Annotated in this window: 36 protein-coding genes; all 36 read right to left on the minus strand. The window is 40.8% G+C overall.

Annotated features, from left to right (window positions below; genetic code table 11):
- Nucleotides 1-163 precede the first annotated feature (163 nt).
- On the minus strand, nt 164-553 hold the full coding sequence (gene rpsK, locus ABH961_RS27945) for a 30S ribosomal protein S11 (RefSeq protein ID WP_000101797.1): 390 nt from the start codon (nt 551-553) through the stop codon (nt 164-166).
- A gap of 24 nt (nt 554-577) precedes the next feature.
- Complete coding sequence (gene rpsM, locus ABH961_RS27950) at nt 578-943, minus strand: 30S ribosomal protein S13 (RefSeq protein WP_000090790.1); 366 nt, start codon at nt 941-943, stop codon at nt 578-580.
- A gap of 21 nt (nt 944-964) precedes the next feature.
- Nucleotides 965-1,078, minus strand: coding sequence for a 50S ribosomal protein L36 (gene rpmJ / locus ABH961_RS27955; RefSeq protein WP_000868344.1), 114 nt, complete (start codon nt 1,076-1,078; stop codon nt 965-967).
- 35 nt (nt 1,079-1,113) lie between these two features.
- On the minus strand, nt 1,114-1,332 hold the full coding sequence (gene infA, locus ABH961_RS27960) for a translation initiation factor IF-1 (protein WP_001029884.1): 219 nt from the start codon (nt 1,330-1,332) through the stop codon (nt 1,114-1,116).
- A gap of 68 nt (nt 1,333-1,400) precedes the next feature.
- A complete protein-coding gene (gene map, locus ABH961_RS27965; protein WP_000582534.1) occupies nt 1,401-2,147 on the minus strand; it encodes a type I methionyl aminopeptidase in 747 nt (248 codons plus the stop codon).
- Nucleotides 2,147-2,797, minus strand: coding sequence for an adenylate kinase (locus ABH961_RS27970; RefSeq protein ID WP_001048998.1), 651 nt, complete (start codon nt 2,795-2,797; stop codon nt 2,147-2,149). Before ABH961_RS27970 ends, map begins: the two co-directional genes overlap by 1 nt.
- Before the next feature lie 56 nt (nt 2,798-2,853).
- On the minus strand, nt 2,854-4,155 hold the full coding sequence (secY, locus tag ABH961_RS27975; protein WP_000490119.1) for a preprotein translocase subunit SecY: 1,302 nt from the start codon (nt 4,153-4,155) through the stop codon (nt 2,854-2,856).
- The gene (gene rplO / locus ABH961_RS27980; RefSeq protein ID WP_000766083.1) at nt 4,155-4,595 is read right to left on the minus strand and encodes a 50S ribosomal protein L15; all 441 of its coding nucleotides are present in this window, start codon (nt 4,593-4,595) and stop codon (nt 4,155-4,157) included. Before rplO ends, secY begins: the two co-directional genes overlap by 1 nt.
- A gap of 33 nt (nt 4,596-4,628) precedes the next feature.
- Nucleotides 4,629-4,811, minus strand: a complete 183-nt coding sequence (rpmD, locus tag ABH961_RS27985) for a 50S ribosomal protein L30 (protein ID WP_001085232.1) — start codon at nt 4,809-4,811, stop codon at nt 4,629-4,631.
- A 13-nt stretch (nt 4,812-4,824) separates the two neighbouring features.
- A complete protein-coding gene (gene rpsE, locus ABH961_RS27990) occupies nt 4,825-5,325 on the minus strand; it encodes a 30S ribosomal protein S5 (RefSeq protein ID WP_000554646.1) in 501 nt (166 codons plus the stop codon).
- A 21-nt stretch (nt 5,326-5,346) separates the two neighbouring features.
- The gene (gene rplR, locus ABH961_RS27995) at nt 5,347-5,709 is read right to left on the minus strand and encodes a 50S ribosomal protein L18 (protein ID WP_000628818.1); all 363 of its coding nucleotides are present in this window, start codon (nt 5,707-5,709) and stop codon (nt 5,347-5,349) included.
- A 31-nt stretch (nt 5,710-5,740) separates the two neighbouring features.
- Nucleotides 5,741-6,280 carry a 50S ribosomal protein L6 gene (gene rplF, locus ABH961_RS28000; protein ID WP_000086550.1) on the minus strand — a complete coding sequence of 180 codons (540 nt, stop codon included), beginning with the start codon at nt 6,278-6,280 and terminating at the stop codon, nt 5,741-5,743.
- Nucleotides 6,281-6,312: 32 nt separating this feature from the next.
- Nucleotides 6,313-6,711 carry a 30S ribosomal protein S8 gene (gene rpsH, locus ABH961_RS28005; RefSeq protein WP_000245511.1) on the minus strand — a complete coding sequence of 133 codons (399 nt, stop codon included), beginning with the start codon at nt 6,709-6,711 and terminating at the stop codon, nt 6,313-6,315.
- 29 nt (nt 6,712-6,740) lie between these two features.
- Nucleotides 6,741-6,926 (minus strand): 30S ribosomal protein S14, encoded by a 186-nt coding sequence (gene rpsN / locus ABH961_RS28010; protein ID WP_001085700.1) that lies wholly within the window; start codon nt 6,924-6,926, stop codon nt 6,741-6,743.
- A 33-nt stretch (nt 6,927-6,959) separates the two neighbouring features.
- Nucleotides 6,960-7,499 (minus strand): 50S ribosomal protein L5, encoded by a 540-nt coding sequence (rplE, locus tag ABH961_RS28015; protein ID WP_001080829.1) that lies wholly within the window; start codon nt 7,497-7,499, stop codon nt 6,960-6,962.
- 26 nt (nt 7,500-7,525) lie between these two features.
- Nucleotides 7,526-7,837: a 50S ribosomal protein L24 gene (rplX, locus tag ABH961_RS28020; RefSeq protein WP_000558201.1), complete on the minus strand. Its 312-nt coding sequence runs from the start codon at nt 7,835-7,837 to the stop codon at nt 7,526-7,528.
- 38 nt (nt 7,838-7,875) lie between these two features.
- Nucleotides 7,876-8,244, minus strand: a complete 369-nt coding sequence (gene rplN / locus ABH961_RS28025) for a 50S ribosomal protein L14 (RefSeq protein WP_000615912.1) — start codon at nt 8,242-8,244, stop codon at nt 7,876-7,878.
- A gap of 43 nt (nt 8,245-8,287) precedes the next feature.
- Nucleotides 8,288-8,551: a 30S ribosomal protein S17 gene (gene rpsQ, locus ABH961_RS28030; protein WP_000004106.1), complete on the minus strand. Its 264-nt coding sequence runs from the start codon at nt 8,549-8,551 to the stop codon at nt 8,288-8,290.
- Nucleotides 8,552-8,571: 20 nt separating this feature from the next.
- Nucleotides 8,572-8,772 carry a 50S ribosomal protein L29 gene (gene rpmC, locus ABH961_RS28035; RefSeq protein ID WP_000855718.1) on the minus strand — a complete coding sequence of 67 codons (201 nt, stop codon included), beginning with the start codon at nt 8,770-8,772 and terminating at the stop codon, nt 8,572-8,574.
- Nucleotides 8,762-9,196 carry a 50S ribosomal protein L16 gene (gene rplP, locus ABH961_RS28040; RefSeq protein WP_000928969.1) on the minus strand — a complete coding sequence of 145 codons (435 nt, stop codon included), beginning with the start codon at nt 9,194-9,196 and terminating at the stop codon, nt 8,762-8,764. The genes rpmC and rplP overlap by 11 nt, the downstream gene beginning before the upstream one ends.
- A 1-nt stretch (nt 9,197) precedes the next feature.
- Nucleotides 9,198-9,857, minus strand: a complete 660-nt coding sequence (gene rpsC / locus ABH961_RS28045) for a 30S ribosomal protein S3 (protein ID WP_000529958.1) — start codon at nt 9,855-9,857, stop codon at nt 9,198-9,200.
- A 3-nt stretch (nt 9,858-9,860) separates the two neighbouring features.
- Nucleotides 9,861-10,202, minus strand: coding sequence for a 50S ribosomal protein L22 (gene rplV, locus ABH961_RS28050; RefSeq protein WP_001148024.1), 342 nt, complete (start codon nt 10,200-10,202; stop codon nt 9,861-9,863).
- A gap of 17 nt (nt 10,203-10,219) precedes the next feature.
- Nucleotides 10,220-10,498: a 30S ribosomal protein S19 gene (rpsS, locus tag ABH961_RS28055; protein ID WP_000124454.1), complete on the minus strand. Its 279-nt coding sequence runs from the start codon at nt 10,496-10,498 to the stop codon at nt 10,220-10,222.
- A gap of 60 nt (nt 10,499-10,558) precedes the next feature.
- Nucleotides 10,559-11,389, minus strand: a complete 831-nt coding sequence (rplB, locus tag ABH961_RS28060; RefSeq protein WP_000511583.1) for a 50S ribosomal protein L2 — start codon at nt 11,387-11,389, stop codon at nt 10,559-10,561.
- A gap of 28 nt (nt 11,390-11,417) precedes the next feature.
- Nucleotides 11,418-11,708 (minus strand): 50S ribosomal protein L23, encoded by a 291-nt coding sequence (rplW, locus tag ABH961_RS28065; RefSeq protein WP_001205558.1) that lies wholly within the window; start codon nt 11,706-11,708, stop codon nt 11,418-11,420.
- A complete protein-coding gene (gene rplD / locus ABH961_RS28070; protein ID WP_001127258.1) occupies nt 11,708-12,331 on the minus strand; it encodes a 50S ribosomal protein L4 in 624 nt (207 codons plus the stop codon). Before rplD ends, rplW begins: the two co-directional genes overlap by 1 nt.
- Before the next feature lie 25 nt (nt 12,332-12,356).
- Nucleotides 12,357-12,989, minus strand: a complete 633-nt coding sequence (rplC, locus tag ABH961_RS28075) for a 50S ribosomal protein L3 (RefSeq protein ID WP_000160209.1) — start codon at nt 12,987-12,989, stop codon at nt 12,357-12,359.
- A gap of 34 nt (nt 12,990-13,023) precedes the next feature.
- Entirely contained in the window at nt 13,024-13,332 is a 309-nt protein-coding gene (rpsJ, locus tag ABH961_RS28080; protein WP_001040595.1) for a 30S ribosomal protein S10, read from the minus strand.
- Nucleotides 13,333-13,731: 399 nt separating this feature from the next.
- A complete protein-coding gene (gene tuf / locus ABH961_RS28085; RefSeq protein WP_001029617.1) occupies nt 13,732-14,919 on the minus strand; it encodes an elongation factor Tu in 1,188 nt (395 codons plus the stop codon).
- Between the two features lie 117 nt (nt 14,920-15,036).
- Nucleotides 15,037-17,115, minus strand: a complete 2,079-nt coding sequence (gene fusA, locus ABH961_RS28090) for an elongation factor G (protein WP_000196381.1) — start codon at nt 17,113-17,115, stop codon at nt 15,037-15,039.
- A gap of 208 nt (nt 17,116-17,323) precedes the next feature.
- Nucleotides 17,324-17,794, minus strand: a complete 471-nt coding sequence (gene rpsG, locus ABH961_RS28095) for a 30S ribosomal protein S7 (RefSeq protein ID WP_001137489.1) — start codon at nt 17,792-17,794, stop codon at nt 17,324-17,326.
- A 29-nt stretch (nt 17,795-17,823) separates the two neighbouring features.
- Nucleotides 17,824-18,246, minus strand: a complete 423-nt coding sequence (gene rpsL / locus ABH961_RS28100; protein WP_001142341.1) for a 30S ribosomal protein S12 — start codon at nt 18,244-18,246, stop codon at nt 17,824-17,826.
- Between the two features lie 114 nt (nt 18,247-18,360).
- Nucleotides 18,361-18,609 (minus strand): 50S ribosomal protein L7ae-like protein, encoded by a 249-nt coding sequence (locus tag ABH961_RS28105; protein WP_000121828.1) that lies wholly within the window; start codon nt 18,607-18,609, stop codon nt 18,361-18,363.
- A gap of 113 nt (nt 18,610-18,722) precedes the next feature.
- On the minus strand, nt 18,723-22,334 hold the full coding sequence (gene rpoC / locus ABH961_RS28110; RefSeq protein ID WP_000567950.1) for a DNA-directed RNA polymerase subunit beta': 3,612 nt from the start codon (nt 22,332-22,334) through the stop codon (nt 18,723-18,725).
- A gap of 37 nt (nt 22,335-22,371) precedes the next feature.
- Nucleotides 22,372-25,905: a DNA-directed RNA polymerase subunit beta gene (gene rpoB, locus ABH961_RS28115; RefSeq protein ID WP_000147550.1), complete on the minus strand. Its 3,534-nt coding sequence runs from the start codon at nt 25,903-25,905 to the stop codon at nt 22,372-22,374.
- 291 nt (nt 25,906-26,196) lie between these two features.
- A complete protein-coding gene (locus tag ABH961_RS28120; protein WP_048543031.1) occupies nt 26,197-26,796 on the minus strand; it encodes a class I SAM-dependent methyltransferase in 600 nt (199 codons plus the stop codon).
- Nucleotides 26,797-26,818: the final 22 nt, after the last annotated feature.

A 26,818-nucleotide genomic window follows, 5' to 3' on the forward strand; every position in this document is an offset into this window, starting at 1 on the left:
AAAACGTCGAAACCCCGGTTAAACAAAGGGATACCCCCTGTCTAACCGAAAGTCCCCCTTAGGCAGTTCCCGATTGTGCACAACAAGCGATGTTTCTGTACGAAATTTCTCGATAATGCATCATATCCATTATAGACAAAAGGGAAAATTCTATACAGAAAAATTACACACGACGACGTTTTGGTGGACGACATCCATTATGAGGAACTGGAGTAACATCTCTAATTGCTGTTACTTCTAGACCTGCAGCTTGAAGAGCACGAATTGCAGCTTCACGGCCAGCACCAGGACCTTTAACAGTAACCTCTAAAGTTTTTAAACCGTGCTCCATTGCAACTTTAGCAGCAGCTTCAGCAGCCATTTGCGCAGCGAATGGAGTAGACTTACGAGATCCACGGAAACCAAGTGCACCAGCACTAGACCAAGAAAGTGCGTTACCATGAGTATCTGTAAGTGTTACGATTGTGTTGTTGAAAGTAGAACGAATATGAGCTATACCAGCTTCAATATTCTTTTTCACACGTTTTTTACGAGTGTTTGTTTTACGTGCCATTGTTAGTTCAACCTCCTTTACTTATTATTTCTTTTTATTTGCTACTGTACGACGTGGACCTTTACGTGTACGAGCATTGTTTTTAGAGTTTTGACCACGAACTGGTAAACCACGACGGTGACGAAGACCACGGTAAGAACCGATCTCCATTAGACGTTTAATGTTAAGAGATACTTCACGACGAAGGTCTCCCTCAACTTTAATACGATCGATGATATCACGGATACGTCCTAGTTCGTCTTCCGTTAAATCACGAACTCGTGTTTCTGAAGAAATACCAGCTTCAGTTAGAATTTTTTCAGCAGTTGTGCGACCAATGCCGAATACGTAAGTTAAAGAAATAACAACGCGTTTGTCTCGAGGAATATCTACACCTGCGATACGTGCCATTCTGAATGCACCTCCTTCTGATTAACCTTGTTTTTGTTTATGTTTAGGGTTTTCACAAATAACCATTACTTTTCCACGTCTACGAATAACTTTACATTTTTCGCAGATTGGTTTAACTGACGGTCTTACTTTCATGTCTCGAACCTCCTTAAAGATTACGGAGTGCTATATTATTTAAAACGGTACGTAATACGACCACGATTTAAATCGTACGGAGATAATTCTACCGTAACTTTGTCTCCTGGTAAAATACGAATGAAGTTCATACGGATTTTACCAGAAACGTGAGCCAATACGACATGCCCATTCTCTAATTCTACTTTGAACATAGCATTTGGCAACGTTTCAAGAACGGTACCTTCGACTTCAATTACATCATCTTTAGCCATTCAATAGTTCTCCCTTCTTCAAATCAGTAACATTTTACACTGCTCTGAAATCCCGGAGAGCCAGCTACTTATAAAGTGGTAAGGATTTCGTATCCTGCTTCTGTAAGAGCAATCGTGTGCTCAAAGTGTGCACACCATTTACCATCTACCGTTACCACTGTCCAGTCATCAGATAGTGTTTTTACATATCGTCTTCCTTGATTCACCATCGGCTCAACACAGATGACCATTCCCGGCTTTAATCTAGGGCCTCTATTTGGTGGACCATAGTGCGGGATTTGAGGGTCCTCATGTAAGTCTTGCCCGATTCCGTGACCAACATACTCCCTAACGATCGAGAACCCATTCTCTTCAGCATGGGTTTGAACCGCATGTGAGATATTTGATAATCTTTCGCCTGGTTTTACTTGTTCTAGACCAAGATACAACGATTTTTCTGTGACATCAAGTAGCTTTTGAACAGATTCAGAAATGTTTCCAACTGGATACGTCCATGCAGAATCTCCATGGTACCCATTGTATTTCGCACCAATATCGATACTGATGATATCGCCCTCTTCGAGCTTGCGCTTCCCTGGAATTCCGTGTACAAGCTCTTCATTTACAGAAGCACATATGCTCCCCGGAAATCCGTTGTATCCTTTAAAAGATGGCGTAGCACCATATTTTTGAATCGTCTTTTCCGCTATTTGATCGAGCTCTTTCGTTGTAATTCCTGGAGTAATATGCTGTTTCAACTCTTGATGAGTTAAAGCAACGATCCTGCCAGCTTCTCGCATGATTTCTATCTCGCGAGGAGTTTTGCAGATGATCATTACGCTAAGCCTCCGATGAGAACATCGATATCAGCAAATACTTTATTGATATCTTGCTCACCATTAATGCTTTGTAAGTAACCAAGCTCCTCGTAGAAATCAAGCAAAGGTTTTGTTTGCTTAATATTTACATCTAAACGATTTGCCACAGTTTCTTCATTGTCATCAGAGCGTTGATATAATTCGCCACCACATTTATCGCACACATCAGCTTTTGCTGGTGGATTGAATTCTAAGTGGTAAGTCGCACCGCACTCTTTACAAATGCGACGGCCTGTAAGGCGTGTTAATAACAACCCTGAATCCACATTAATGTTTAAAACATAGTCGATTTTTTTACCAAGATCTTTCATAATCTCTTCAAGAGCTGATGCTTGTGCAACAGTTCGTGGGAAACCGTCTAGTAAGAAACCTCTTACGCAGTCTTCTTGACTTAAACGTTCACGAACGATTCCGATTGTAACTTCATCTGGAACAAGTGCACCTTTATCAATAAAAGATTTTGCTTGTAGACCCATTTCAGTTTCAGCCTTCATAGCTGCACGGAACATATCTCCTGTTGAAATGTGAGGGATGTTATACTTGGCAACAATCTGTTCGGCTTGTGTACCTTTACCAGCACCAGGAAGCCCCATTAAAATTAAGTTCATCCTTGTTCCCCCTCAGAGTACATGAGCATGTAGGGAAGACAATTCTTCCCACTTACTCATTGCTTGATAAACCCTTTGTAATGGCGTTTTACCAGTTGACTTTCTAGCTGCTTCATTGTTTCTAAAGCAACGCCGACAACGATTAACATACTCGTTCCACCAATCTGTGCAGATGGAGGAAGATTTCCCAATTTCGTAAAGATAACTGGTAAGATTGCAATCGCTGCTAGGAAAATTGATCCTACAAAGGTCAAACGATACAAGATTTTTGTTAGATATTGTTCCGTATTCTTACCCGGACGAATACCTGGAACATATCCACCTTGTTTGTTTAGATTCTCTGACATTTGCTCTGGATTAACCTGAACAAACGCATAGAAATATGTGAAGGCTACAATGAGCGCAACATATATGATCATTCCCACTGGGTGAGAATAGTTAAAGTTTGCAATGATCCACTGCGATACATCATGATTCGGGAAGAACTGTGCAATAGTTGGAGGCGTAATTAAGAATGAAACAGCAAAAATGACTGGAATAACACCCGCACTATTTACCTTAAGCGGTAAATGTGTGTTTTGTGCTCCAGCATGATTCCCATTCCCTCCTGTTACACGCTTCGCATATTGAATTGGGATCTTTCTAACAGCCTGTTGAATGAAAATAACACCAACAATAACCGCTAGCACAGCTAGTAAGATCAATGCAACTTTAACGATACTCATGAACAATTGATCTCCGATATTTTGAAACTGTTGTTGATACACTTGAGATATAACACTTGGGATCGCTGCGGCAATACCGCCAAAGATAAGGATGGAAATACCATTACCTACACCTTTAGCTGTAATCTGTTCACCTAACCACATTAAAAATGCAGTACCAGCAGTCAGTACCGTAGCAATGTATAAATAAGTGCTCCAACCAGGATTCAAAATTAATTGCCCACCTACCATACCGTTAAAACCGATTGACATACCAAACCCCTGAATAAACGCAAGAACAATTGTAAAGTAACGCGTGAATTGCGTTAGTTTACGACGGCCCATTTCACCTTGCTTCGACCATTCCGAAAATTTAGGAACAACATCCATCTGCAATAATTGCACGATGATGGATGCTGTAATATACGGCATGATTCCCATCGCGAAGATGGAGAAGTTTTTCAAGGCGCCACCGCCAAATGTATTTAGGATACCTAAGGCATTTAATTGATCTTGTGCTTTCAGTACGTCTCCATTTGTAAATGGCACTGGGATAAACGTGCCAATCCTGAATACGATTAACATCGCTAAAGTGAATAATATTTTACGTCTTATCTCAGCAACGCGCATAAAGTTGGAGATTGTACGAAACATTAGATCACCTCAACTGATCCGCCAGCTGCTTCAATTGCTTCTTTAGCACTTGAAGAGAACTTGTGCGCTTTAACAGTTAATTTTTTCTCTACTGCGCCGCTTGCAAGAATTTTAACACCGTCGTTTAACTTGCTGATAACGCCAGTTTCCAGCAATAATTCAGGTGTTACTTCTGTACCATCTTCAAAACGATTTAACGTTGATAAGTTTACAATAGTAAACTCTTTACGGTTAATGTTTGTGAAGCCGCGTTTTGGTAAACGACGGAATAATGGAGTTTGACCACCTTCGAAGCCAAGACGAACACCGCCACCAGAACGTGCGTTTTGTCCTTTATGACCTTTACCAGCAGTTTTACCGTTACCAGAACCGATACCACGACCGACACGGTTACGTACTTTACGAGAACCTTCTGCAGGTTTTAATTCATGAAGTTTCATTCCCAGGCACCTCCTTATATTAATGAGTTATCCTTAAGCTTCTGTTACAGTTATAAGGTGAGAAACTTTGTTGATCATACCAAGAATAGCAGGAGTTTCTTCCTTAACTACAGTTGAATTCAACTTTTTAAGACCTAAAGCTTCTACCGTCGCACGTTGATCTTGTGGACGACCAATTACACTACGAGTGAGGGTAATTTCTAACTTTTTCGCCATTTGTTTTCCCTCCTTAACCTAGTAGCTCTTCTACAGATTTACCGCGTAATTTTGCAACATCTTCAGCACGCTTAAGTTCGCTTAATCCGTTCACAGTAGCGCGAATCATGTTGATTGGTGTGTTAGAACCAAGAGATTTCGAAAGAATATCTTGTACACCAGCTAATTCAAGTACCGCACGAACAGGTCCACCAGCAATAACACCAGTACCTTCAGCAGCAGGTTTTAAGAATACTTCACCAGCTCCAAAATGACCGTTGATTGTGTGTGGAATTGTTGTACCAACTAATGGTACAGCGATTAAGTTTTTCTTAGCGTCTTCGATAGCTTTGCGGATTGCGTCTGGTACCTCTTGTGCTTTACCAGTACCGAATCCAACATGACCGTTTTTATCGCCAACTACAACTAGTGCAGCAAAGCGGAAACGACGACCACCCTTAACAACTTTCGCGACACGATTTATCGTAACTACACGTTCTTCAAGTTCTAATTTACTTGGGTCAATGCGATGCATCAATTTTCCCTCCTTTGACCATTAAAATTGTAATCCAGCCTCACGAGCAGCCTCAGCTAGAGCTTTAACACGGCCATGGTATAAGTAACCACCGCGATCGAATACTACTTCTTTAACGCCTTTCTCTACAGCACGCTTAGCAACTGATTCTCCTACTTTCGTAGCAGCTTCAGTATTGCTAGTACCGTTAAGAGCAAGGTCTTTATCAAGAGTAGATGCACTTACTAACGTTACACCATTTACATCATCAATAACTTGAGCGTAAATATGTTGGTTAGAACGGAACACGTTTAAACGTGGACGTTCTGCAGTACCAGTAAGTTTAGCACGTACACGTGCATGTCTTTTCTTACGAGTCGCATTTTTATCAGCTTTAGTGATCATTCTTGTCACTCCTTTCTCTCACCTAACGGGTTTACTTAGCAGTTTTACCTTCTTTACGACGAACAACTTCGCCTTCGTAACGAATACCTTTACCTTTATAAGGCTCAGGAGCACGTACAGCACGGATGTTAGCAGCAAATTCGCCAACACGTTGCTTGTCGATACCTTTGATTACGATTTTAGTTGGTACAGGTACTTCAACTTCAAGACCTGCTTCCGGAGTCATTTCTACTGGATGAGAATAACCTACGCTTAATACAAGTTTATCTCCTTGTTTTTGAGCACGGTAACCAACACCGACTAATTCAAGTCCGCGTGCGAAACCTGTAGTTACACCTTCAACCATGTTTCCGATTAAAGCACGAGTTGTACCGTGTAATGCACGGTGTTCCTTCTGTTCAGATGGACGCTCAACTGTTAGTGTATTTTCTTCAATTTTGATAGACATATCAGCATTGAATTTACGAGTTAATTCACCTTTAGGGCCTTTTACTGCTACAGTATTGTCTTCTGCAATTGTAATAGTAACACCTGCAGGGATTTCAAGAATCTTTTTACCAATACGAGACATGTGGTCACACCTCCGTTCGTTTTAAATATATATTACCAAACGTATGCTACTACTTCTCCACCAGTTTGTAATTGACGAGCGTCTTTGTCTGTCATTACTCCCTTAGATGTAGAAACAAGAGCGATACCTAATCCGTTAAGTACACGTGGTACTTCATCAGCTTTAGCGTAAACGCGTAAGCCAGGTTTACTGATACGTTTTAATCCAGTGATTACACGTTCATTGTTTGCACCATATTTCAGGAAAATACGAAGGATACCTTGTTTGTTATCCTCGATGTATTCTACATCACGAATGAAACCTTCACGTTTTAAAAGTTCAGCGATCTCTTTTTTGATTTTAGAAGCAGGAACCTCTAATTTCTCATGACGTACCATGTTCGCATTACGGATGCGAGTAAGCATGTCTGCAATTGGATCTGTCATCACCATGTGTTTTACCTCCTTCCCATTTGTGGGTTTTACCAACTAGCTTTTTTAACACCAGGAATTTGACCTTTATATGCAAGTTCACGGAAACAAATACGGCAAAGCTTAAATTTGCGGTATACAGAATGCGGACGACCGCAGCGTTCGCAACGTGTATACTCTTGTACTTTAAACTTAGGAGTACGCTTTTGTTTCGCTATCATAGATTTTTTAGCCACGTTTTCGCCTCCTCTACTTAGCGTTGGTTTCCATTATTTTTGGAATGGCATACCGAATTGTGTTAAAAGTTCACGAGCTTCTTCATCAGTTTTCGCTGTAGTAACGATTACGATGTCCATACCGCGGACTTTGCTTACTTTATCATAATCAATCTCAGGGAAGATAAGTTGCTCTTTAACACCTAATGTGTAGTTCCCACGACCATCGAATGATTTCTTAGAAACACCACGGAAATCACGTACACGTGGTAAAGAAACTGATACTAATTTGTCGAAGAACTCATACATTTGCTCGCCGCGTAAAGTTACTTTCGCACCGATTGGCATACCTTCACGAAGACGGAAACCAGCGATTGATTTTTTAGCACGAGTTACAACAGGTTTTTGACCTGCGATTTGTGTTAATTCTTCTACTGCATTGTCTAAAGCTTTTGAGTTAGATACCGCGTCACCAACACCAGTGTTGATTACGATCTTTTCGATTTTCGGTACTTCCATCACAGATTTATAGTTAAACTTGCTCACTAGAGCAGGAGTAATTTCCTTTTGGAACTTCTCTTTAAGGCGATTCAATGAAGTGACCTCCTTTCTTAAGAAAATTATTTATCTAATAATTCACCAGATTTTTTTGCAATACGAACTTTTTTACCATCTTCTACTTTGAAGCCTACGCGAGTAGGTTCACCTGTTTTCGGATCTAAAACCATAACGTTAGAAACGTGAATAGGTGCTTCTTTAGTAATAATTCCACCTTGTGGATTTAATTGAGATGGCTTAGAGTGTTTTTTAACGATGTTAACACCCTCAACGATAACACGGTTTTGCTTTGGGAAAGCCACAAGGATAACGCCTTGTTTTCCTTTGTCTTTTCCAGTGATTACCTGTACTTTATCACCTTTTTTTACATGCATCTTAATTCTGCACCTCCTTAGCAAGGCAATACCTTAAATTATAGAACTTCTGGAGCTAAAGAAACGATCTTCATGAAGTTGCTATCACGTAATTCACGAGCTACTGGTCCGAAGATACGAGTACCACGTGGGCTCTTATCGTCTTTGATGATAACCGCTGCGTTTTCATCAAATTTGATATAAGAACCGTCCGGACGACGAGCTCCGCTCTTCGTACGTACCACTACTGCTTTAACAACGTCACCTTTTTTAACAACGCCACCTGGTGTTGCTTGTTTTACCGTAGCAACGATAATGTCACCAATGTTAGCATATTTACGACCAGAGCCGCCTAATACTTTAATTGTTAAAAGTTCACGTGCACCAGAGTTGTCAGCAACTTTCAAACGAGATTCTTGTTGGATCATGTTATGAAACCTCCCTTCGGACTAAAAATTCCGATTCGTCTATTTAGATAATAACCGCTTCTTCAACGATTTCAACTAAACGGAAACGCTTAGTAGCAGAAAGCGGGCGAGTTTCCATGATTTTAACGATATCGCCAAGTTTCGCTTGGTTTTGCTCATCATGGGCTTTGTACTTCTTAGAATACTTAACACGTTTTCCGTACAAGGAATGAGTTTTGTAAGTTTCAACTAAAACTGTAATCGTTTTGTCCATTTTGTCAGACACAACACGACCAGTATAAACTTTGCGTTGGTTACGTTCGCTCACTATGCAAACCTCCCCTCAATTTATCGATTAATTCCGATCTCTCTTTCACGAACTACAGTTTTCATACGAGCAATTGCTTTACGCACTTCACGAATGCGAGTTGGATTCTCTAATTGTCCTGTAGCAAGTTGGAAGCGAAGATTGAACAATTCTTCCTTTAAAGCTTTAACTTTTGTTTCGATTTCGGCAGTGGTTAATTCACGAATATCATTAGTTTTCATTAGATTCACCACCATTTTCTTCACGTTTTACGAATTTACATTTCACAGGTAACTTGTGAGCTGCAAGACGTAATGCTTCGCGTGCTACCTCTTCAGATACACCCGCGATTTCGAACATAATTTTCCCAGGTTTTACTACTGCTACCCAGCCTTCTGGTGCCCCTTTACCGGAACCCATACGTACTTCTAGAGGTTTTGCAGTGTAAGGTTTAGAAGGGAAAATTTTAATCCATACTTTACCGCCACGTTTCATGTAACGAGTCATTGCACGACGAGCAGCTTCGATTTGACGGTTTGTAATCCATGAAGCAGCTTGTGCTTGTAAACCGAATTCACCGAAAGCAATTTCAGTTCCACCTTTTGCACGACCACGCATTTTACCACGATGCTCTCTACGATATTTTACGCGTTTTGGCATTAACATATTATTTTCCTCCTTCCTCAGAAGCTTTCTTTTTTGTAGGAAGGACTTCTCCACGGTAGATCCATACTTTTACGCCTAATTTACCGTATGTTGTATCAGCTTCAACTGCTGCATAGTCAATATCAGCGCGAAGTGTATGAAGTGGAACAGTTCCTTCACTGTAAGATTCTGCACGAGCGATATCAGCTCCGCCAAGACGACCAGAAACCTGTGTTTTAATACCTTTAGCACCTGCACGCATAGCACGTTGAATAACTTGCTTTTGTGCACGACGGAATGATACACGGTTTTCTAATTGACGAGCGATGTTTTCGCCTACTAATTTAGCGTTAAGATCAGCTCTCTTAACTTCTAAAATGTTGATGTGTACACGCTTGCCTGTTAATTGGTTAAGAGCTTTACGAAGTGCTTCAACTTCAGTACCACCTTTACCAATTACCATACCAGGTTTTGCAGTGTGAATTGTAACATTTACACGATTTGCTGCACGTTCGATTTCTACTTTAGCAACAGCAGAATCTTTTAAGCGTACAGTAATGTACTCACGGATTTTGATGTCTTCATGTAGTAATGTAGCATAATCTTTCTCTGCGAACCAACGAGATTCCCAGTCACGGATAACGCCGACACGAAGACCAATTGGATTAACCTTTTGACCCATCGATTATCCCTCCTTCTTTTCTGATACCACAACTGTAATGTGGCTTGTGCGTTTGTTAATTTGGCTTGCACGACCCATTGCACGTGGACGGAAACGTTTCAACGTTGGACCTTCGTCAACGAAAACTTTTTCAACAACTAGGTTGTTAATATCCATCTCATAATTGTGCTCTGCATTTGCGATTGCAGATTTTAAAACTTTCTCTACAACTGGAGAAGCAGTTTTTGGTGTGTGGTTAAGGATAGCAATCGCTTCACCCACTTGCTTACCTCGGATTAAGTCTACTACTAAACGAACTTTACGAGGAGCAATACGAACTGTTCTCGCTACTGCTTTAGCTTGCATTGAAGTGCCTCCTCTCATTATCTTCTAGTTTTCTTATCGTCAGCAAGGTGACCTTTATACGTACGAGTTGGTGCGAATTCACCTAACTTATGGCCAACCATATCCTCAGTGATGTACACAGGTACGTGTTTACGACCATCATATACAGCGATTGTGTGTCCGATGAACTGAGGGAAGATTGTTGAACGGCGAGACCAAGTTTTAACAACTTGTTTTTGCTCAGATGCAACTAATTTTTCCATTTTGCTCATTAAGTGATCATCGACAAATGGTCCTTTTTTTAAGCTACGAGCCATTTTGGTGCCTCCCTTCGTGATTGGCGTACGGTTCTAGAAATGAACCGTACTACAATCCCATTATTTTTTACGACGACGAACGATGAATTTGTCAGACGCTTTGTTTTTCTTACGAGTCTTGAATCCAAGAGTTGGTTTACCCCATGGAGACATTGGAGACTTACGTCCGATTGGAGAACGTCCTTCACCACCACCGTGTGGGTGATCAACCGGGTTCATTACAGAACCACGAACTGTTGGGCGTTTACCTAACCAGCGAGAGCGACCTGCTTTACCGATTTTGATAAGTTCGTGCTGTTCGTTACCTACTTGACCGATTGAAGCGCGACAAGCAGATAATACAAGACGTACTTCACCAGAAGTTAAACGTACAAGTACGTATTTACCTTCTTTACCAAGTACTTGAGCAGAAGTACCAGCAGAACGAACTAATTGTCCGCCACGACCAGGCTTAAGCTCGATATTATGAACAACAGTACCTACTGGAATGTTGATTAATGGTAATGCGTTACCGATTTTGATGTCAGCTTCTGGGCCAGACATAACTTCCATACCTACTTCTAAAGATTTAGGAGCAAGAATGTAACGTTTTTCACCGTCAACGTAGTTAATTAATGCGATATTCGCAGAGCGGTTTGGATCGTATTCGATCGTAGCAACGCGTCCTGGAATTCCATCTTTGTTACGCTTAAAGTCGATGATACGGTATTGACGCTTATGTCCGCCACCTTGATGACGTACAGTAATTTTACCTTGGTTATTACGACCAGCCTTCTTGCTTAAAGGAGCAAGTAATGACTTTTCTGGTCTGTCAGTCGTGATTTCAGCGAAATCATTCGTAGTCATATTACGACGACCGTTAGTAGTTGGATTATACTTTTTAATTCCCATCTCAATTTCCCTCCTTCTTTAGTAAGAATTAAACACCTTGGAAGATTTCGATTTCTTTGCTGTCAGCAGTTAGCTTAACGATTGCTTTACGACGACGGCTAGTAAAACCAGCGTGACGACCAACGCGTTTTGCTTTCGGCTTGTAGTTCATGATGTTCACTTTTTCTACTTTAACACCAAAGATCGCTTCAAGAGCATCTTTAACTTCTGTTTTATTAGATTTAACGTCCACATCGAACGTGTATTTTTTTTCAGCCATCATTTCCATAGAACGTTCAGTGATAACTGGGCGCTTAATGATATCACGAGGATCTCTCATTATGCAAGCACCTCCTCTACTTTTTCCACTGCCGCTTTTGTCATGATTAGCTTATCATGATGAAGCACGTCTAAAACGTTTACGCCATCAGCAGTGATTACTGTTACTCCAGGGATATTGCGAGCAGATAACTCTACAGATTCGTTTGCATCAGCAGTTACGATAAGAGCTTTCTTCTCAACAGTTAATCCTTTAAGTACTGCTAGCATGTCTTTTGTTTTTGGTGCATTTAACACTAGGTCTTCAAGAACTACAATGTTGTTCTCAACTACTTTAGTAGCTAATGCAGATTTGATTGCTAAACGACGAACCTTCTTAGGAAGTTTGTACGCATAGCTTCTTGGTGTAGGTCCGAATACCGTACCACCACCACGCCATTGAGGAGAGCGGATAGACCCTTGACGAGCACGTCCAGTTCCTTTTTGACGCCATGGTTTACGACCACCACCACGAACTTCAGAACGAGTTTTTACTTTGTGTGTACCTTGACGTAAAGATGCACGTTGCATCATTACAGCTTCGAAAAGTACAGCTTCATTTGGTTCGATACCGAAAATAGCTTCAGCTAATTCGATTTCACCAACCTGTGAACCAGTTTGGTTATATACAGTAACTTTTGGCATTGGAATTCCTCCTTCCTATTGTGAATTATTTGCTAACCTTCACAGCGCCTTGAACAACTACAAGAGATTTCTTAGCACCTGGAACGTTACCTTTTACTAGTAATAAGTTGCGCTCAGTGTCAACTTGAACGATTTCTAAGTTTTGGATAGTAACTTGGTCTCCACCCATACGTCCAGCAAGTTTTTTGCCTTTGAATACACGGTTCGGAGCAACTGGGCCCATTGAACCTGGACGACGGTGATAGCGAGAACCATGAGACATAGGTCCGCGAGATTGTCCGTGGCGTTTGATAACACCTTGGAAACCTTTACCTTTAGAAATTCCTGTTACGTCAACGATTTCACCTGCAGCGAAAACTTCAACTTTTACCTCTTGACCAACCTCTAATCCGTCCACGTCTGCATCGCGGATTTCGCGAATGAAGCGCTTAGGAGTTGTAGATGCTTTAGCAGTGTGGCCTTGTTCAGGTTTGTTAGTTAATTTTTCACGTTTATCTTCAAATCCTAACTGGATTGCATTGTAGCCATCAGTTTCAGTTGTTTTCTTTTGAAGAACAACGTTTGGATTAGCAGCGATAACTGTTACTGGGATTAACTCACCGTTCTCAGCAAATACTTGAGTCATACCGATCTTTCTTCCTAAGATTCCTTTGGTCATGAGTTACACCTCCTACATTTTTAAGTTATATGAATTATAGTTTGATTTCGATATCTACACCAGACGGTAAGTCTAAACGCATTAATGAATCTACTGTTTGTGGAGTAGGACTCACGATATCGATTAAACGTTTGTGTGTGCGCATTTCGAATTGCTCACGAGAATCTTTGTACTTATGAACAGCACGAAGAATTGTGTAAATAGTCTTCTCAGTTGGTAATGGGATCGGACCAGAAACTGTTGCCCCAGAACGCTTAGCTGTTTCTACAATTTTCTCAGCTGATTGATCAAGAATACGGTGATCATAAGCTTTTAAACGGATACGAATTTTTTCTTTTGCCATTATTTTCCCTCCTTCGTTCGCCTATTTCTAAAATAGACCTTCTCCATGGAAATTTCCCCACACCATGCCATGGCAAAGCGGCCGGGTGTGTCAGCAACCTTCCACTTCATCGCAGTCAAAGACCAACATTGTCTATTATACAATGTTATTCGTCTAGATGCAAGCATCTTTTTGTTTGCATCTGCTTTTCTCTACTTTTGCTATTATACATGGCACTTTAAAGAATTTCAAGTTTTCATCTCATAGAATCCATTTTACAGTTTCTGGATTTTGGTTTTATTGATTTTGTATTACTATAGAAGAAACTCGTCAAAATATAAAAAAATCATTTCATTCATTATATAAATACAAACAAAAAAACCAAGGGAAAATCCCTTGGTTTTTTTATATCAGTTAAGATTACTCAACGATAGTAGCAACTACACCGTAACCTACTGTACGTCCACCTTCACGAATAGAGAATTTAGTTCCCTCTTCGATAGCGATTGGAGCGATAAGTTCGATAGTCATTTCGATGTTGTCACCAGGCATTACCATTTCAGTACCTTCTGGTAATTGGATGATACCAGTTACGTCAGTTGTACGGAAGTAGAACTGAGGACGGTAGTTAGCGAAGAATGGAGTGTGACGTCCACCTTCTTCTTTAGATAATACGAAAACTTCAGCTTTGAATTTAGCGTGAGCTTTTACAGAGCCAGTTTTAGCAAGAACTTGTCCACGTTGGATGTCTTCACGAGCAACCCCACGAAGTAAAGCACCGATGTTGTCTCCAGCTTGAGCTTGGTCAAGAAGTTTACGGAACATCTCTACACCAGTTACAGTTGTAGAAGCATTTTCTTCAGCAAGACCGATGATTTCTACTACGTCACCAACTTTAACGATTCCGCGCTCTACACGACCAGTTGCAACTGTACCACGACCTGTGATAGAGAATACATCCTCGATAGGCATTAAGAATGGTTTGTCAGTTTCACGTTCTGGAGTTGGGATGTAAGCATCAACTTCAGTCATTAATTCAATGATTTTTGCTTCCCAATCAGCTTCTCCTTGAAGAGCTTTAAGAGCAGAACCTTTGATTACAGGAATATCGTCGCCTGGGAATCCGTATTCAGATAATAGGTCGCGAACTTCCATTTCTACTAATTCTAATAATTCTTCGTCGTCTACCATGTCGCATTTGTTTAAGAATACAACGATGTAAGGAACACCTACTTGACGAGAAAGAAGGATGTGCTCACGTGTTTGAGGCATTGGGCCATCAGCAGCAGATACTACTAAGATACCGCCGTCCATTTGAGCAGCACCAGTGATCATGTTTTTAACATAGTCAGCGTGACCTGGGCAGTCAACGTGTGCATAGTGACGAGTTTCAGTTTCGTACTCAACGTGTGCAGTTGAGATTGTGATTCCGCGCTCTCTTTCTTCTGGAGCAGCGTCGATTTGATCGTATCCGCGTGCTTCAGCACCACCAGCTTTTGCAAGAACTGTAGTGATCGCAGCAGTTAATGTAGTTTTACCATGGTCAACGTGGCCGATTGTACCGATGTTAACATGGGGTTTAGAACGTTCGAATTTAGCTTTAGCCATTCTAAATTCCTCCTTAGTTTATATAGGTTATTTTATATTTAGACTAGAAAGTGAAACTTACGTCCCACTTTCTAAGCTTACATAAGTAGTTATACTTGAACAATCGATAAAAATCAATTATTCACCTTTATTTTTTTTAATAATTTCTTCAGAAACAGACTTCGGTACTTCTTCATAATGATCAAATGTCATTGAGAATGTTCCGCGTCCTTGAGTGTTAGAACGTAATGCCGTTGCATAACCGAACATTTCAGAAAGTGGAACCATAGCGCGAACAACTTGTGCGTTACCGCGAGCTTCCATACCTTCTACACGTCCACGACGAGATGTTACGTCGCCCATAATGTCACCCATGTACTCTTCAGGAATTACAACTTCAACTTTCATCATTGGCTCAAGAATTACTGGGCTACATTTAGAAACCGCAGCTTTAAGTGCCATAGATGCAGCGATTTTGAACGCCATCTCAGATGAATCGACATCATGGTAAGATCCGTCAACTAACGCAGCTTTGATGTCAACTAGTGGATAACCAGCTAGTACACCATTTTTAAGTGAGTCTTCAAGACCCGCTCCAACAGCTGGGATGTATTCACGTGGAACTACACCGCCGACGATTTTGTTTTGGAATTCAAAACCTTTACCTTCTTCATTAGGTTCAAACTCAATCCAAACGTGACCGAATTGTCCACGACCACCAGATTGACGAGCGAACTTACCTTCAACTTTCGCAGCAGCGCGGAAAGTCTCACGGTATGCTACCTGAGGAGCACCAACGTTTGCTTCCACTTTGAATTCACGGCGCATACGGTCAACGATGATATCAAGGTGAAGTTCACCCATACCAGCGATGATTGTTTGGCCAGTTTCTTGGTCAGTGTGAGCACGGAATGTTGGATCTTCTTCAGAAAGCTTAGATAATGCTGTACCCATTTTATCTTGGTCAGCTTTAGATTTTGGTTCGATAGCTACAGAGATAACTGGCTCTGGGAATTCCATAGACTCAAGGATAACAAGACTCTTCTCATCACAAAGAGTATCACCTGTAGTAGTATCTTTTAAACCTACAGCAGCAGCGATATCACCAGCGTAAACTGTTGAAATCTCTTCACGGCTGTTAGCGTGCATTTGTAGGATACGACCTACACGCTCACGCTTACCTTTAGTTGAGTTTTTCACGTATGATCCAGAGTTTAACACACCAGAATACACACGGAAGAACGTTAACTTACCAACATAAGGGTCAGTCATGATTTTGAATGCTAAAGCTGCGAATGGTTCTTCATCGCTAGACTTACGTTCGATTTCTTCATCTGTATCCGGAAGAGTACCTTTAATAGCTGGTACGTCTAATGGAGATGGTAGGTAGTCGATAACTGCGTCTAACAGAATTTGAACACCTTTATTTTTGAATGCAGAACCACAGATTACTGGGAAGAATTCTACAGAAGTTGTAGCCTTACGGATACCAGCTTTAAGCTCTTCTACAGTGATTTCTTCACCTTCTAGGTACTTCATCATCATTTCTTCATCAAGCTCAGCTACCGCTTCAATAAGTTTTCCACGGTATTCTGCAGCTAATTCTTTATGCTCTTCAGGAATTTCAACACGCTCGATGTCTGTTCCTAAATCGTTACCGTACATGTAAGCACATTCTTCAACAAGGTCAATGATACCATTGAACTCATCTTCAGCACCGATTGGTAACTGAATTGGGTGTGCGTTTGCTTGTAAACGATCGTGGATTGTTCCTACAGAGTATAAGAAATCCGCACCAATCTTATCCATTTTGTTAACGAATACGATACGAGGTACACCGTAAGTAGTAGCCTGACGCCAAACAGTTTCTGTTTGTGGTTCTACACCAGATTGTGCATCAAGTACTGCTACCGCACCATCAAGTACGCGTAAAGAACGTTCTACTTCTACTGTGAAGTCTACGTGTCCTGGAGTGTCAATGATGTTTACACGGTGACCTTTCCATTGAGCTGTAGTTGCAGCAGAAGTAATTGTGATACCACGCTCTTGCTCTTGCTCCATCCAGTCCATCTGAGATGCACCTTCATGAGTTTCACCGATTTTATGAATACGTCCTGTATAATACAGAATACGCTCAGTTGCTGTTGTTTTACCAGCATCGATGTGAGCCATGATACCAATATTACGAGTGTTTTCTAAAGAGAACTCTCTTGTCATTTGGTGTCTTGCTCCTTCCATATATGGATTGGATTTTTTTATTTTAAGTAGCAAAAAAGCCACTTTATATTGTTACACATGTCAGTATGTCCAGTACCCTCATTATGTAAAACGAGCGCCCAACGAAAGGGAGAGGCATTCTCCCTCTCCACACTTCCATAAGCGACAAATAAAGCGGTTTATGCTTACATTTATTTTACGTTGAATCCTACCAACGGTAATGAGCAAATGCTTTGTTAGCTTCTGCCATTTTATGAGTGTCTTCACGTTTCTTAACAGATGCACCAGCATTGTTAGCTGCATCTAAGATTTCGTAAGCTAGACGCTCTTCCATAGTTTTTTCACCACGAAGACGAGCATAGTTTACTAACCAGCGAAGACCTAAAGTTGTACGGCGTTCTGGACGAACCTCAACTGGAACTTGGTAGTTAGCACCACCAACACGACGAGCACGTACTTCAAGAACAGGCATGATGTTCTTAAGAGCTTGCTCGAATACTTCCATAGGGTCTTTATCTGAACGTTCACGAACGATATCGAAAGCGTTATAAAGAATTGTTTGAGATTTACCTTTTTTACCGTCAACCATCATTTTGTTGATAAGGCGTGTTACTAGCTTAGACTTGTACATTGGATCTGGTAACACGTCACGTTTCGCAACAGGTCCTTTACGAGGCATATTGAGTTCCTCCTTTCATTATAAGTTTATTATTTTTTAGCAGGTTTTGGTCGCTTAGTACCATATTTAGAACGTCCTTGCATACGTTTGTCAACACCAGCTGTATCAAGCGCACCACGAACGATGTGGTAACGTACCCCTGGTAAATCCTTTACTCGACCACCGCGAATTAATACTACGCTATGCTCTTGTAGGTTATGACCGATACCTGGGATGTAAGCTGTAACCTCGATACCGTTTGTTAAACGTACACGAGCGTATTTACGTAACGCTGAGTTAGGTTTCTTTGGAGTCATTGTACCAACACGAGTACATACACCACGTTTTTGAGGTGCAGAGATATCAGTTGATTTTTTCTTTAAAGAGTTGAACCCTTTGTTTAACGCAGGTGATTTAGATTTCCATACTTTATCAGTACGACCATTTCTCACTAATTGGTTAATAGTAGGCATTTGATTATCCTCCCTTCGCATGTTTGTATGACCACATATCCAGGTGGTTCATTATTAGTTGAAAACAAAGTTTTTGCAAGGAAGAGCAAATGCTCTCTCCTCACAAAAACAGTTTTAACTTATTATTCCTATTGCTGAAGCTCCCACTTGAATCCCCGAAACTTTTCCAAGCTTACGAACTGATTCAACTTTGGTTATGGGTATGTTATGTTGCAAGGCGGTACGAATGATCATATGGGTTAACCGCATATCAGCATCTTCCGCAATAACAACTTCTTTAACTATACCATTTTTGATTGCCTCCAATGTGCGTTTATGACCAACGACTACATTTTCAGCATTTGACACTTTTTGATAAGACATATAAATATCCTCCAAAGCATCGTTCAGGAGCAACCTTGATTATAGTAACATTTTGACTCATACAATGTCAACTAGGATTAACTGTTTTTATACAAAATTTACGACGGAAAATTTTACTGTTCCACATAAACTTCATCGTTTTCTACATTCATGTCACCTTGTGTTGTTTTTACAAGATCCACTTTGCGATAACGATTCATACCTGTTCCAGCAGGAACAAGTTTACCGATAATAACATTTTCTTTCAATCCTAGAAGCTCATCGCGTTTACCCTTAATCGCTGCATCAGTTAAGACACGTGTCGTTTCTTGGAACGATGCTGCAGATAAGAATGAATCAGTTTCAAGTGAAGCTTTTGTAATACCAAGTAGAACAGGTCTAGCCGTTGCTGGTTGTTTACCTTTCAGTAACACCTTCGCATTCGCATCAGTAAACTGATGGATATCTAGTAGTGTTCCTGGTAATACATCTGTTTCACCCGCATCACTTACACGAACTTTACGTAACATTTGACGTACCATTACTTCTACGTGTTTGTCACCAATTTCTACCCCTTGCATACGGTATACTTTTTGAACTTCACGTAGTAAGTATTCTTGAACCGCCGTAATGTCCGTTACTTTTAGTAATTCTTTCGGATCAATAGAACCTTCTGTTAACTCTTTACCGTGGCTAATTGGCTGTCCTAGAGTTACTTTCAGACGTGCACCGTAAGGAATAGCATACGTACGAGCTTCAACTTCACCCTGTACAACTACTTCTTGGCGATCTTTAACATCGTTAATCGCTGCGATAACACCATCGATTTCACTGATAACTGCCTGACCTTTCGGGTTACGAGCTTCGAAGATCTCTTGGATACGAGGTAAACCTTGAGTGATATCATCTCCGGCAACCCCACCTGTATGGAACGTACGCATCGTTAACTGTGTACCTGGCTCACCGATAGATTGAGCTGCGATAATACCTACCGCTTCTCCTACTTCTACGTCTGTACCAGTTGCTAAGTTTCGACCATAACACTTCTTACATACACCGTGGCGAGTGTTACACGTGAACGCTGAACGAATGTTTACAGTTTCAACACCCGAGTTTTCAACGATATGCGCGATATCTTCAGTAATTAGTTGGTTTTCACTAACTAATACTTCACCTGTTTCAGGATGTTTTACAGTCTTTCTTGCAAAACGTCCAACAAGACGATCATATAATGACTCAATTACTTCATTACCCTCTTTAATCGCACCAATTAATAGACCACGATCTGTTCCACAATCATCTTCACGGACAATTACATCTTGTGCAACGTCTACAAGACGACGTGTTAAGTAACCAGAATCGGCAGTTTTAAGTGCTGTATCGGCAAGACCTTTACGCGCACCATGCGTAGAGATGAAGTACTCAAGTACTGTTAAACCTTCACGGAAACTTGATTTAATTGGAAGTTCGATAATACGACCAGATGGATTGGCCATCAGACCACGCATACCAGCAAGCTGAGTAAAGTTCGATGCGTTACCACGGGCACCGGAATCACTCATCATGAAGATTGGGTTGCGTTTATTCAAGGATTTCATCAGTTTTCCTTGGATAACATCTTTTGCATTACTCCAAATAGAGATAACGCGATCGTAACGTTCTTCTTCCGTGATTAAACCGCGACGGAATTGTTTAATTACATTATCCACTTTTGCTTGTGCTTCATGGAGAATTTCATCTTTTTCGCCTAATACAAGAATGTCAGATACCCCAACTGTAATACCAGCTTTTGTAGAGTACTTAAATCCTAAGTTTTTCATGCGGTCAAGCATGCGAGATGTTTCCGTAATTTGGAAACGCTTGAATACTTCCGCAATGATGTTACCAAGGATCTTCTTGCTAAATGGCGCCACTTCTTCGCGACTAGCAATAATTTCTTTAATGTTCGCACCTTTTTCAACGAAATATTCCGCTGGTGTTTCTTTTTCAAGGTTTGAGTTTGTTGGTTCATTAATATAAGGGAACGACTCTGGTAAGATTTCGTTAAATATTAATTTACCAACTGTTGTTAATAGAAGCTTACTCTTTTGCTCTTCAGTAAACGTTACATTATTTACCGAACTTGCAGCAACTGCAACACGTGTGTGCAGATGTACATATCCATTTTGGTATGCAAGTATTGCTTCGTTTGCATCTTTGAAGACCATACCTTCACCGATTGCGCCTTCACGCTCAAGTGTTAAGTAGTAGTTACCTAATACCATATCCTGAGATGGAGTAACAACTGGTTTTCCGTCTTTTGGATTCAAGATGTTTTGTGCCGCTAACATAAGAATACGAGCTTCTGCTTGTGCCTCTGATGATAACGGTACGTGAACTGCCATTTGGTCACCGTCAAAGTCCGCGTTGTATGCAGTACATACAAGTGGGTGAAGACGAATTGCGCGACCTTCTACTAATGTAGGTTCAAACGCCTGGATACCAAGACGGTGAAGTGTTGGTGCGCGGTTTAGAAGTACTGGATGCTCTTTGATCACAGATTCTAAAACGTCCCAAACTTCAGGTTGTACACGCTCAATTTTACGTTTAGCACTCTTAATGTTGTGTGCTAAACCTTTTCCAACTAACTCTTTCATAACGAAAGGCTTAAACAATTCAAGCGCCATTTCTTTCGGTAATCCACATTGGTACATCTTTAAGTTCGGTCCTACAACGATTACAGAACGGCCAGAGTAGTCAACACGTTTACCTAATAAGTTTTGACGGAAACGTCCTTGTTTACCTTTAAGCATGTGAGATAGTGATTTTAATGGACGGTTACCTGGTCCAGTAACTGGACGGCCACGGCGACCATTATCGATTAATGCGTCTACAGCTTCTTGTAACATACGTTTTTCGTTTTGGACGATGATGCTTGGTGCACCTAAGTCCAATAGACGTTTTAAACGATTATTACGGTTAATTACACGACGGTATAAGTCGTTTAAGTCAGAAGTAGCAAAACGTCCACCATCCAACTGTACCATTGGGCGTAGTTCTGGCGGGATAACTGGAAGAACATCTAGGATCATCCAAGATGGGTGATTTCCAGAGTTACGGAATGCTTCTAATACTTCTAGACGTTTAATAGCACGAGTACGGCGTTGTCCTTGCGCTGTTTTTAATTCTTCTTTTAAGAAGTCTACTTCTTTATCTAAATCGATGTCTTGTAGTAGCTTTTTAATCGCTTCCGCACCCATAGCAGCTTGGAATGTGCTACCATATCTATCACGATATGCACGGTATTCTTTTTCAGAAAGTAATTGCTTCTTATCAAGTGGTGTATCTCCACTTTCTGTTACAACATAAGAAGCGAAATAAATTACTTCTTCAAGCGCGCGAGGGGACATGTCTAAGACAAGTCCCATGCGGCTCGGGATACCTTTGAAATACCAAATATGAGATACAGGAGCAGCTAATTCGATATGACCCATACGTTCACGACGAACTTTTGCACGCGTTACTTCAACGCCACATCGATCACAAACTACACCTTTATAACGTACACGTTTGTATTTTCCGCAATGACATTCCCAGTCCTTTTGTGGTCCGAAAATACGTTCACAGAACAAGCCATCTTTTTCAGGCTTTAACGTACGATAGTTAATTGTTTCTGGTTTCTTAACTTCACCGTATGACCAAGAACGAATCTTGTCAGGTGAAGCAAGTCCAATCTTCATATATTCAAAGTTATTTACATCTATCAAGGGGCCTACCTCCCTTTTAGTCTACAGGTTATCCCAATTATTCTTTAGTTGTCTCAACTTCGACATTCAATTTATCTGCTGATTGATGATCATCGTCATCTTCTGTATCACGCATTTCAATTTCTTTATCGTCGCTAGACATCATTTTAACGTCCATACCTAAACTTTGCAGCTCTTTAATCAATACTTTGAATGATTCAGGAACGCCCGGTTCTGGAACATTTTCGCCTTTAACAATTGCTTCATACGTCTTAACACGTCCAACAACATCATCAGACTTCACTGTTAAGATTTCTTGAAGAGTATAAGCAGCACCGTAAGCTTCAAGTGCCCAAACCTCCATCTCACCGAAACGCTGTCCACCGAACTGAGCTTTACCTCCAAGAGGCTGCTGCGTTACAAGTGAGTATGGTCCAGTAGAACGAGCATGAAGTTTATCGTCAACCATGTGCGCAAGTTTGATCATATACATGACACCAACAGATACGCGGTTATCGAATGGTTCACCAGTACGTCCGTCATACAGGATTGTTTTCGCGTCATTTGCCATACCAGCTTCTTCAATCGTGCCCCAAACATCTTCCTCACGAGCACCATCGAATACTGGTGTTGCAATGTGAATACCAAGGTATCTTGCTGCCATACCAAGATGAAGCTCTAATACCTGACCGATATTCATACGAGATGGTACCCCTAATGGGTTTAACATGATATCGATTGGCGTACCGTCTGGTAAGTAAGGCATATCTTCTTCTGGTAAAATACGAGAGATAACACCTTTGTTACCGTGACGTCCGGCCATCTTGTCACCTTCAGAGATTTTACGTTTTTGAACGATATATGCACGTACAAGTTGATTCACGCCTGGTGGCAATTCATCGCCATCTTCACGGTTGAATACTTTTACGTCTAAGATAATACCGCCACCACCGTGTGGTACACGTAGTGATGTATCACGTACTTCACGTGCTTTTTCTCCAAAGATAGCATGTAATAGACGTTCTTCAGCTGTTAATTCTGTTACACCTTTAGGTGTTACTTTACCAACAAGTAAATCTCCATCTTTTACTTCCGCACCAACGCGAATGATACCGCGCTCGTCAAGGTTGCGTAATGCATCTTCCCCAACGTTTGGAATGTCACGTGTAATTTCTTCTGGTCCAAGCTTCGTATCACGAGCTTCTGACTCATATTCTTCAATATGAATAGAAGTGTACACATCATCTTTTACAAGGCGCTCACTCATAATGATCGCATCCTCGTAGTTATAACCGTCCCAAGTCATGAAGCCAACAAGCACGTTACGTCCAAGTGCTAGTTCACCTAATTCCATAGAAGGACCATCCGCAAGAATCTCGCCTTTTACAACTTCATTTCCAACACTTACGATTGGACGTTGGTTGTAGCAAGTTCCTTGGTTAGAACGAATGAATTTTTGCATTTTGTAGCGATCTAAGTCGCCTTTTACTGTTTGACCATCAACTTCTACATAGCGACGTACCCAAACTTCACGTGCTTCTACGCGTTCAACAACACCAGGATGTTTACAGATTACTGCAGCACCTGAGTCTTTTGCTGATACGTACTCCATACCTGTACCTACAATCGGAGATTCCGGATTCATTAACGGAACCGCCTGACGTTGCATGTTCGCTCCCATAAGTGCGCGGTTAGAGTCATCGTTTTCTAAGAACGGAATACAAGCTGTCGCTGCCGAAACTACTTGTTTTGGAGATACATCCATGTAGTCGATGCGTTCTTTATTTGTGACAATGTTTTCACCACGGAAACGAGCTACGATATCTTCGCTAAGGAATTCTCCTTCTTCAGATAATTTCATATTCGCTTGGGCTACAACATAATTATCTTCTTCATCTGCTGTTAAGTAATCAACCTGCCCTGTTACAAGACCAGATTCTGGATCAACACGACGGTATGGTGTTTCAATGAAACCAAACTCATTTACTTTCGCGAACGATGATAATGAGTTAATCAAACCGATGTTTGGTCCCTCTGGTGTTTCAATCGGACACATACGACCATAGTGAGAGTAGTGAACGTCACGTACTTCAAAGCCTGCGCGCTCACGCGTTAAACCACCGGGTCCTAATGCAGATAGTCTTCGTTTGTGAGTTAACTCTGCTAATGGATTTGTTTGATCCATGAACTGAGATAACTGAGAACTTCCGAAGAACTCTTTAATAGATGCAATAACCGGGCGAATGTTAATTAACGCTTGCGGTGTAATTGCATTTGTATCTTGAATCGACATTCTCTCACGAACAACACGTTCCATACGAGAAAGCCCGATACGGAATTGATTTTGTAATAGTTCTCCAACAGAACGCAGACGACGGTTTCCTAAATGGTCGATATCATCTGTATCCCCCACTTTGTATAGTAGGTTGAAGAAGTAACTGATAGAAGCAAGGATATCACCTGGTGTGATGTGTTTTACATCACGAGTAATATTTGCATTACCAATTACATTAATTACGCGTTCGCCTTCTGACTCAGGAGCATAAATCTTAATAGATTGCAGCTCAACATCGCCTTCTACCACTCCACCCATTGGTTTCGCTGTTTTGAATCCAATGTTTTTCTCTAAGTAAGGTAAAATGCGATCAAGTGTACGACGATCTAAGATTGTTCCTTCCGCCGCTAAAATTTCACCAGTTTCTGGATCCACTAATGTTTCAGCTAAACGTTGATTAAACAATCTGTTTTTAATGTGTAATTTCTTGTTGATCTTATAGCGACCTACATTTGCTAAATCGTAGCGCTTTGGATCGAAGAAACGAGACACAAGTAAGCTCTTAGCATTTTCTACTGTTGGTGGTTCACCAGGACGTAGACGCTCATAAATTTCAAGCAATGCTTTTTCTGTGCTATCTGTGTTGTCTTTTTCTAATGTGTTGCTTAAGTATTCGTTATCACCTAAAAGCTCGGTGATTTCTTGATCAGAGCCAAACCCTAATGCGCGTAACAAAACAGTTACAGGAAGTTTACGCGTACGGTCAATACGCACATATACAACATCCTTAGCATCTGTCTCATACTCTAACCAAGCTCCGCGGTTTGGAATTACAGTAGCAGTAAAACCACGTTTTCCGTTTTTATCCACTTTGCCACTATAGTATACGCTTGGAGAGCGAACTAACTGGGAAACGATAACACGTTCTGCACCGTTAATTACGAATGTTCCAGTCTCTGTCATGAGTGGGAAATCTCCCATGAACACATCTTGTTCTTTTACTTCACCAGTTTCCTTGTTGATTAGACGCACTTTTACACGAAGTGGTGCTGCATACGTCACATCACGCTCTTTGCATTCGTCTACAGAGTATTTAGGTTCACCTAAGCTGTAGTCGATAAATTCAAGCGATAGATTTCCCGTAAAGTCTTCGATCGGAGAAATGTCCTGGAACATTTCTCGCAAACCCTCATCAAGAAACCACTGATAAGAAGAGGTTTGAATTTCGATAAGATTTGGTAACTCTAATACTTCACTAATACGGGCATAACTTCTTCGTTGGCGGTGGCGTCCGTATTGAACTAGTTGACCTGTCAACTGCTTCACCCCTCAAATCATGAGTATTATAAATGCACAAAAAAATTTGTGCAAAATCACAAATAAATACAACTACTGCTATTAGCGTAGTTTTTTTCTCTTAAAGATAAATACGTTGAGTCTTTCTACCTGCTCAAAAAAGAAAAATGGCTTCTATAAGAAAACCATCATTCTGTTTCATAATCTGCTGATTTTACTATCTTTTCCAAGAGAAACAAAAATATACATCTTTCTCAACGCAGAAAATCATATATTGGCATTGTATAATGTTAACATAGCCAAAAATAACCGTCAACGTTTTTTTGATTTTATGATATAATATCCTTTTTTCTTTTCTACAACTTCGACTTCAGAAAATACTTCCTCTAGTTTCTTCAGTGCAGATGGTGCACCTTGCTTCTTTTGAATAACAATCCACAACTCTCCACCTGGAACTAAATACTCTACAGCCTTTTCTAAAATCTCATGCACGATATCTTTACCTGCACGAATTGGAGGATTAGATAGAATAGCAGCATACATACCATCTACATTTTCATAGACGCTACTTTGAAAAATGCGTACATTTCCAATTCTATTGTTAGCGGCATTTTCTTTCGCAAGCTCAAGCGCCCTTTCATTCACATCCACCATGTGAACTTTACGGTCTTGAAACTCTTTCGCCAACGATAAACCAATTGGTCCATATCCACAACCTACGTCTAATATATCACCTTTAATATCTGGCACTTGAAACGCTTCAATTAAAAGACGAGAACCAAAGTCCACTTCGTTTTTCGAGAACACCCCACGGTCAGATAAGAAAGTAAATTGAGATCCACGAAGTGTAAATTCCCATCGTTTACGATCACTTTTACTAGAAGGGTCGTTAGAAAAATAATGGTCTGCCATATGGCCACCTCTTTTCTTTACA

This window comes from Bacillus sp. RC251 (assembly GCF_044908765.1).
Lineage (GTDB): Bacteria > Bacillota > Bacilli > Bacillales > Bacillaceae_G > Bacillus_A > Bacillus_A wiedmannii.

Bases quoted from the DNA above. Each gene is read 5' to 3' on its own strand.
- ABH961_RS27970 (WP_001048998.1), bottom strand. From the start codon at position 2,797: ATGAACTTAATTTTAATGGGGCTTCCTGGTGCTGGTAAAGGTACACAA.
- rpsK (WP_000101797.1), bottom strand. From the start codon at position 553: ATGGCACGTAAAACAAACACTCGTAAAAAACGTGTGAAAAAGAATATT.
- rplX (WP_000558201.1), bottom strand. From the start codon at position 7,837: ATGCATGTAAAAAAAGGTGATAAAGTACAGGTAATCACTGGAAAAGAC.
- tuf (WP_001029617.1), bottom strand. From the start codon at position 14,919: ATGGCTAAAGCTAAATTCGAACGTTCTAAACCCCATGTTAACATCGGT.
- rpsE (WP_000554646.1), bottom strand. From the start codon at position 5,325: ATGCATCGCATTGACCCAAGTAAATTAGAACTTGAAGAACGTGTAGTT.
- rplD (WP_001127258.1), bottom strand. From the start codon at position 12,331: ATGCCAAAAGTTACTGTATATAACCAAACTGGTTCACAGGTTGGTGAA.
- rplW (WP_001205558.1), bottom strand. From the start codon at position 11,708: ATGAGAGATCCTCGTGATATCATTAAGCGCCCAGTTATCACTGAACGT.
- rplN (WP_000615912.1), bottom strand. From the start codon at position 8,244: ATGATCCAACAAGAATCTCGTTTGAAAGTTGCTGACAACTCTGGTGCA.
- rpsM (WP_000090790.1), bottom strand. From the start codon at position 943: ATGGCACGTATCGCAGGTGTAGATATTCCTCGAGACAAACGCGTTGTT.
- secY (WP_000490119.1), bottom strand. From the start codon at position 4,155: ATGTTTCGTACAATCTCCAACTTTATGCGCGTTGCTGAGATAAGACGT.
- rplF (WP_000086550.1), bottom strand. From the start codon at position 6,280: ATGTCTCGTATTGGTAAAAAGATTCTTGAAATCCCTGCAGGTGTTACT.
- ABH961_RS28105 (WP_000121828.1), bottom strand. From the start codon at position 18,609: ATGTCTTATCAAAAAGTGTCAAATGCTGAAAATGTAGTCGTTGGTCAT.
- rpmD (WP_001085232.1), bottom strand. From the start codon at position 4,811: ATGGCGAAAAAGTTAGAAATTACCCTCACTCGTAGTGTAATTGGTCGT.
- rpsG (WP_001137489.1), bottom strand. From the start codon at position 17,794: ATGCCTCGTAAAGGACCTGTTGCGAAACGTGACGTGTTACCAGATCCA.
- rpsC (WP_000529958.1), bottom strand. From the start codon at position 9,857: ATGGGTCAAAAGGTTAATCCAATTGGTCTTCGTGTCGGCGTTATCCGT.
- rpsL (WP_001142341.1), bottom strand. From the start codon at position 18,246: ATGCCTACTATTAACCAATTAGTGAGAAATGGTCGTACTGATAAAGTA.
- rpsH (WP_000245511.1), bottom strand. From the start codon at position 6,711: ATGGTGATGACAGATCCAATTGCAGACATGCTTACTCGCATCCGTAAT.
- rpsJ (WP_001040595.1), bottom strand. From the start codon at position 13,332: ATGGCAAAAGAAAAAATTCGTATCCGTTTAAAAGCTTATGATCACCGT.
- rplO (WP_000766083.1), bottom strand. From the start codon at position 4,595: ATGAAACTTCATGAATTAAAACCTGCAGAAGGTTCTCGTAAAGTACGT.
- fusA (WP_000196381.1), bottom strand. From the start codon at position 17,115: ATGACAAGAGAGTTCTCTTTAGAAAACACTCGTAATATTGGTATCATG.
- rpmJ (WP_000868344.1), bottom strand. From the start codon at position 1,078: ATGAAAGTAAGACCGTCAGTTAAACCAATCTGCGAAAAATGTAAAGTT.
- rplC (WP_000160209.1), bottom strand. From the start codon at position 12,989: ATGACCAAAGGAATCTTAGGAAGAAAGATCGGTATGACTCAAGTATTT.
- rpsS (WP_000124454.1), bottom strand. From the start codon at position 10,498: ATGGCTCGTAGCTTAAAAAAAGGACCATTTGTCGATGATCACTTAATG.
- rplB (WP_000511583.1), bottom strand. From the start codon at position 11,389: ATGGGAATTAAAAAGTATAATCCAACTACTAACGGTCGTCGTAATATG.
- rpmC (WP_000855718.1), bottom strand. From the start codon at position 8,772: ATGAAAACTAATGATATTCGTGAATTAACCACTGCCGAAATCGAAACA.
- rplP (WP_000928969.1), bottom strand. From the start codon at position 9,196: ATGTTAATGCCAAAACGCGTAAAATATCGTAGAGAGCATCGTGGTAAA.
- map (WP_000582534.1), bottom strand. From the start codon at position 2,147: ATGATCATCTGCAAAACTCCTCGCGAGATAGAAATCATGCGAGAAGCT.
- rplV (WP_001148024.1), bottom strand. From the start codon at position 10,202: ATGCAAGCTAAAGCAGTAGCGAGAACAGTTCGTATTGCTCCTCGTAAA.
- rplR (WP_000628818.1), bottom strand. From the start codon at position 5,709: ATGATCACTAAAGCTGATAAAAATGCGACTCGTAAGAAAAGACATGCA.
- ABH961_RS28120 (WP_048543031.1), bottom strand. From the start codon at position 26,796: ATGGCAGACCATTATTTTTCTAACGACCCTTCTAGTAAAAGTGATCGT.
- infA (WP_001029884.1), bottom strand. From the start codon at position 1,332: ATGGCTAAAGATGATGTAATTGAAGTCGAAGGTACCGTTCTTGAAACG.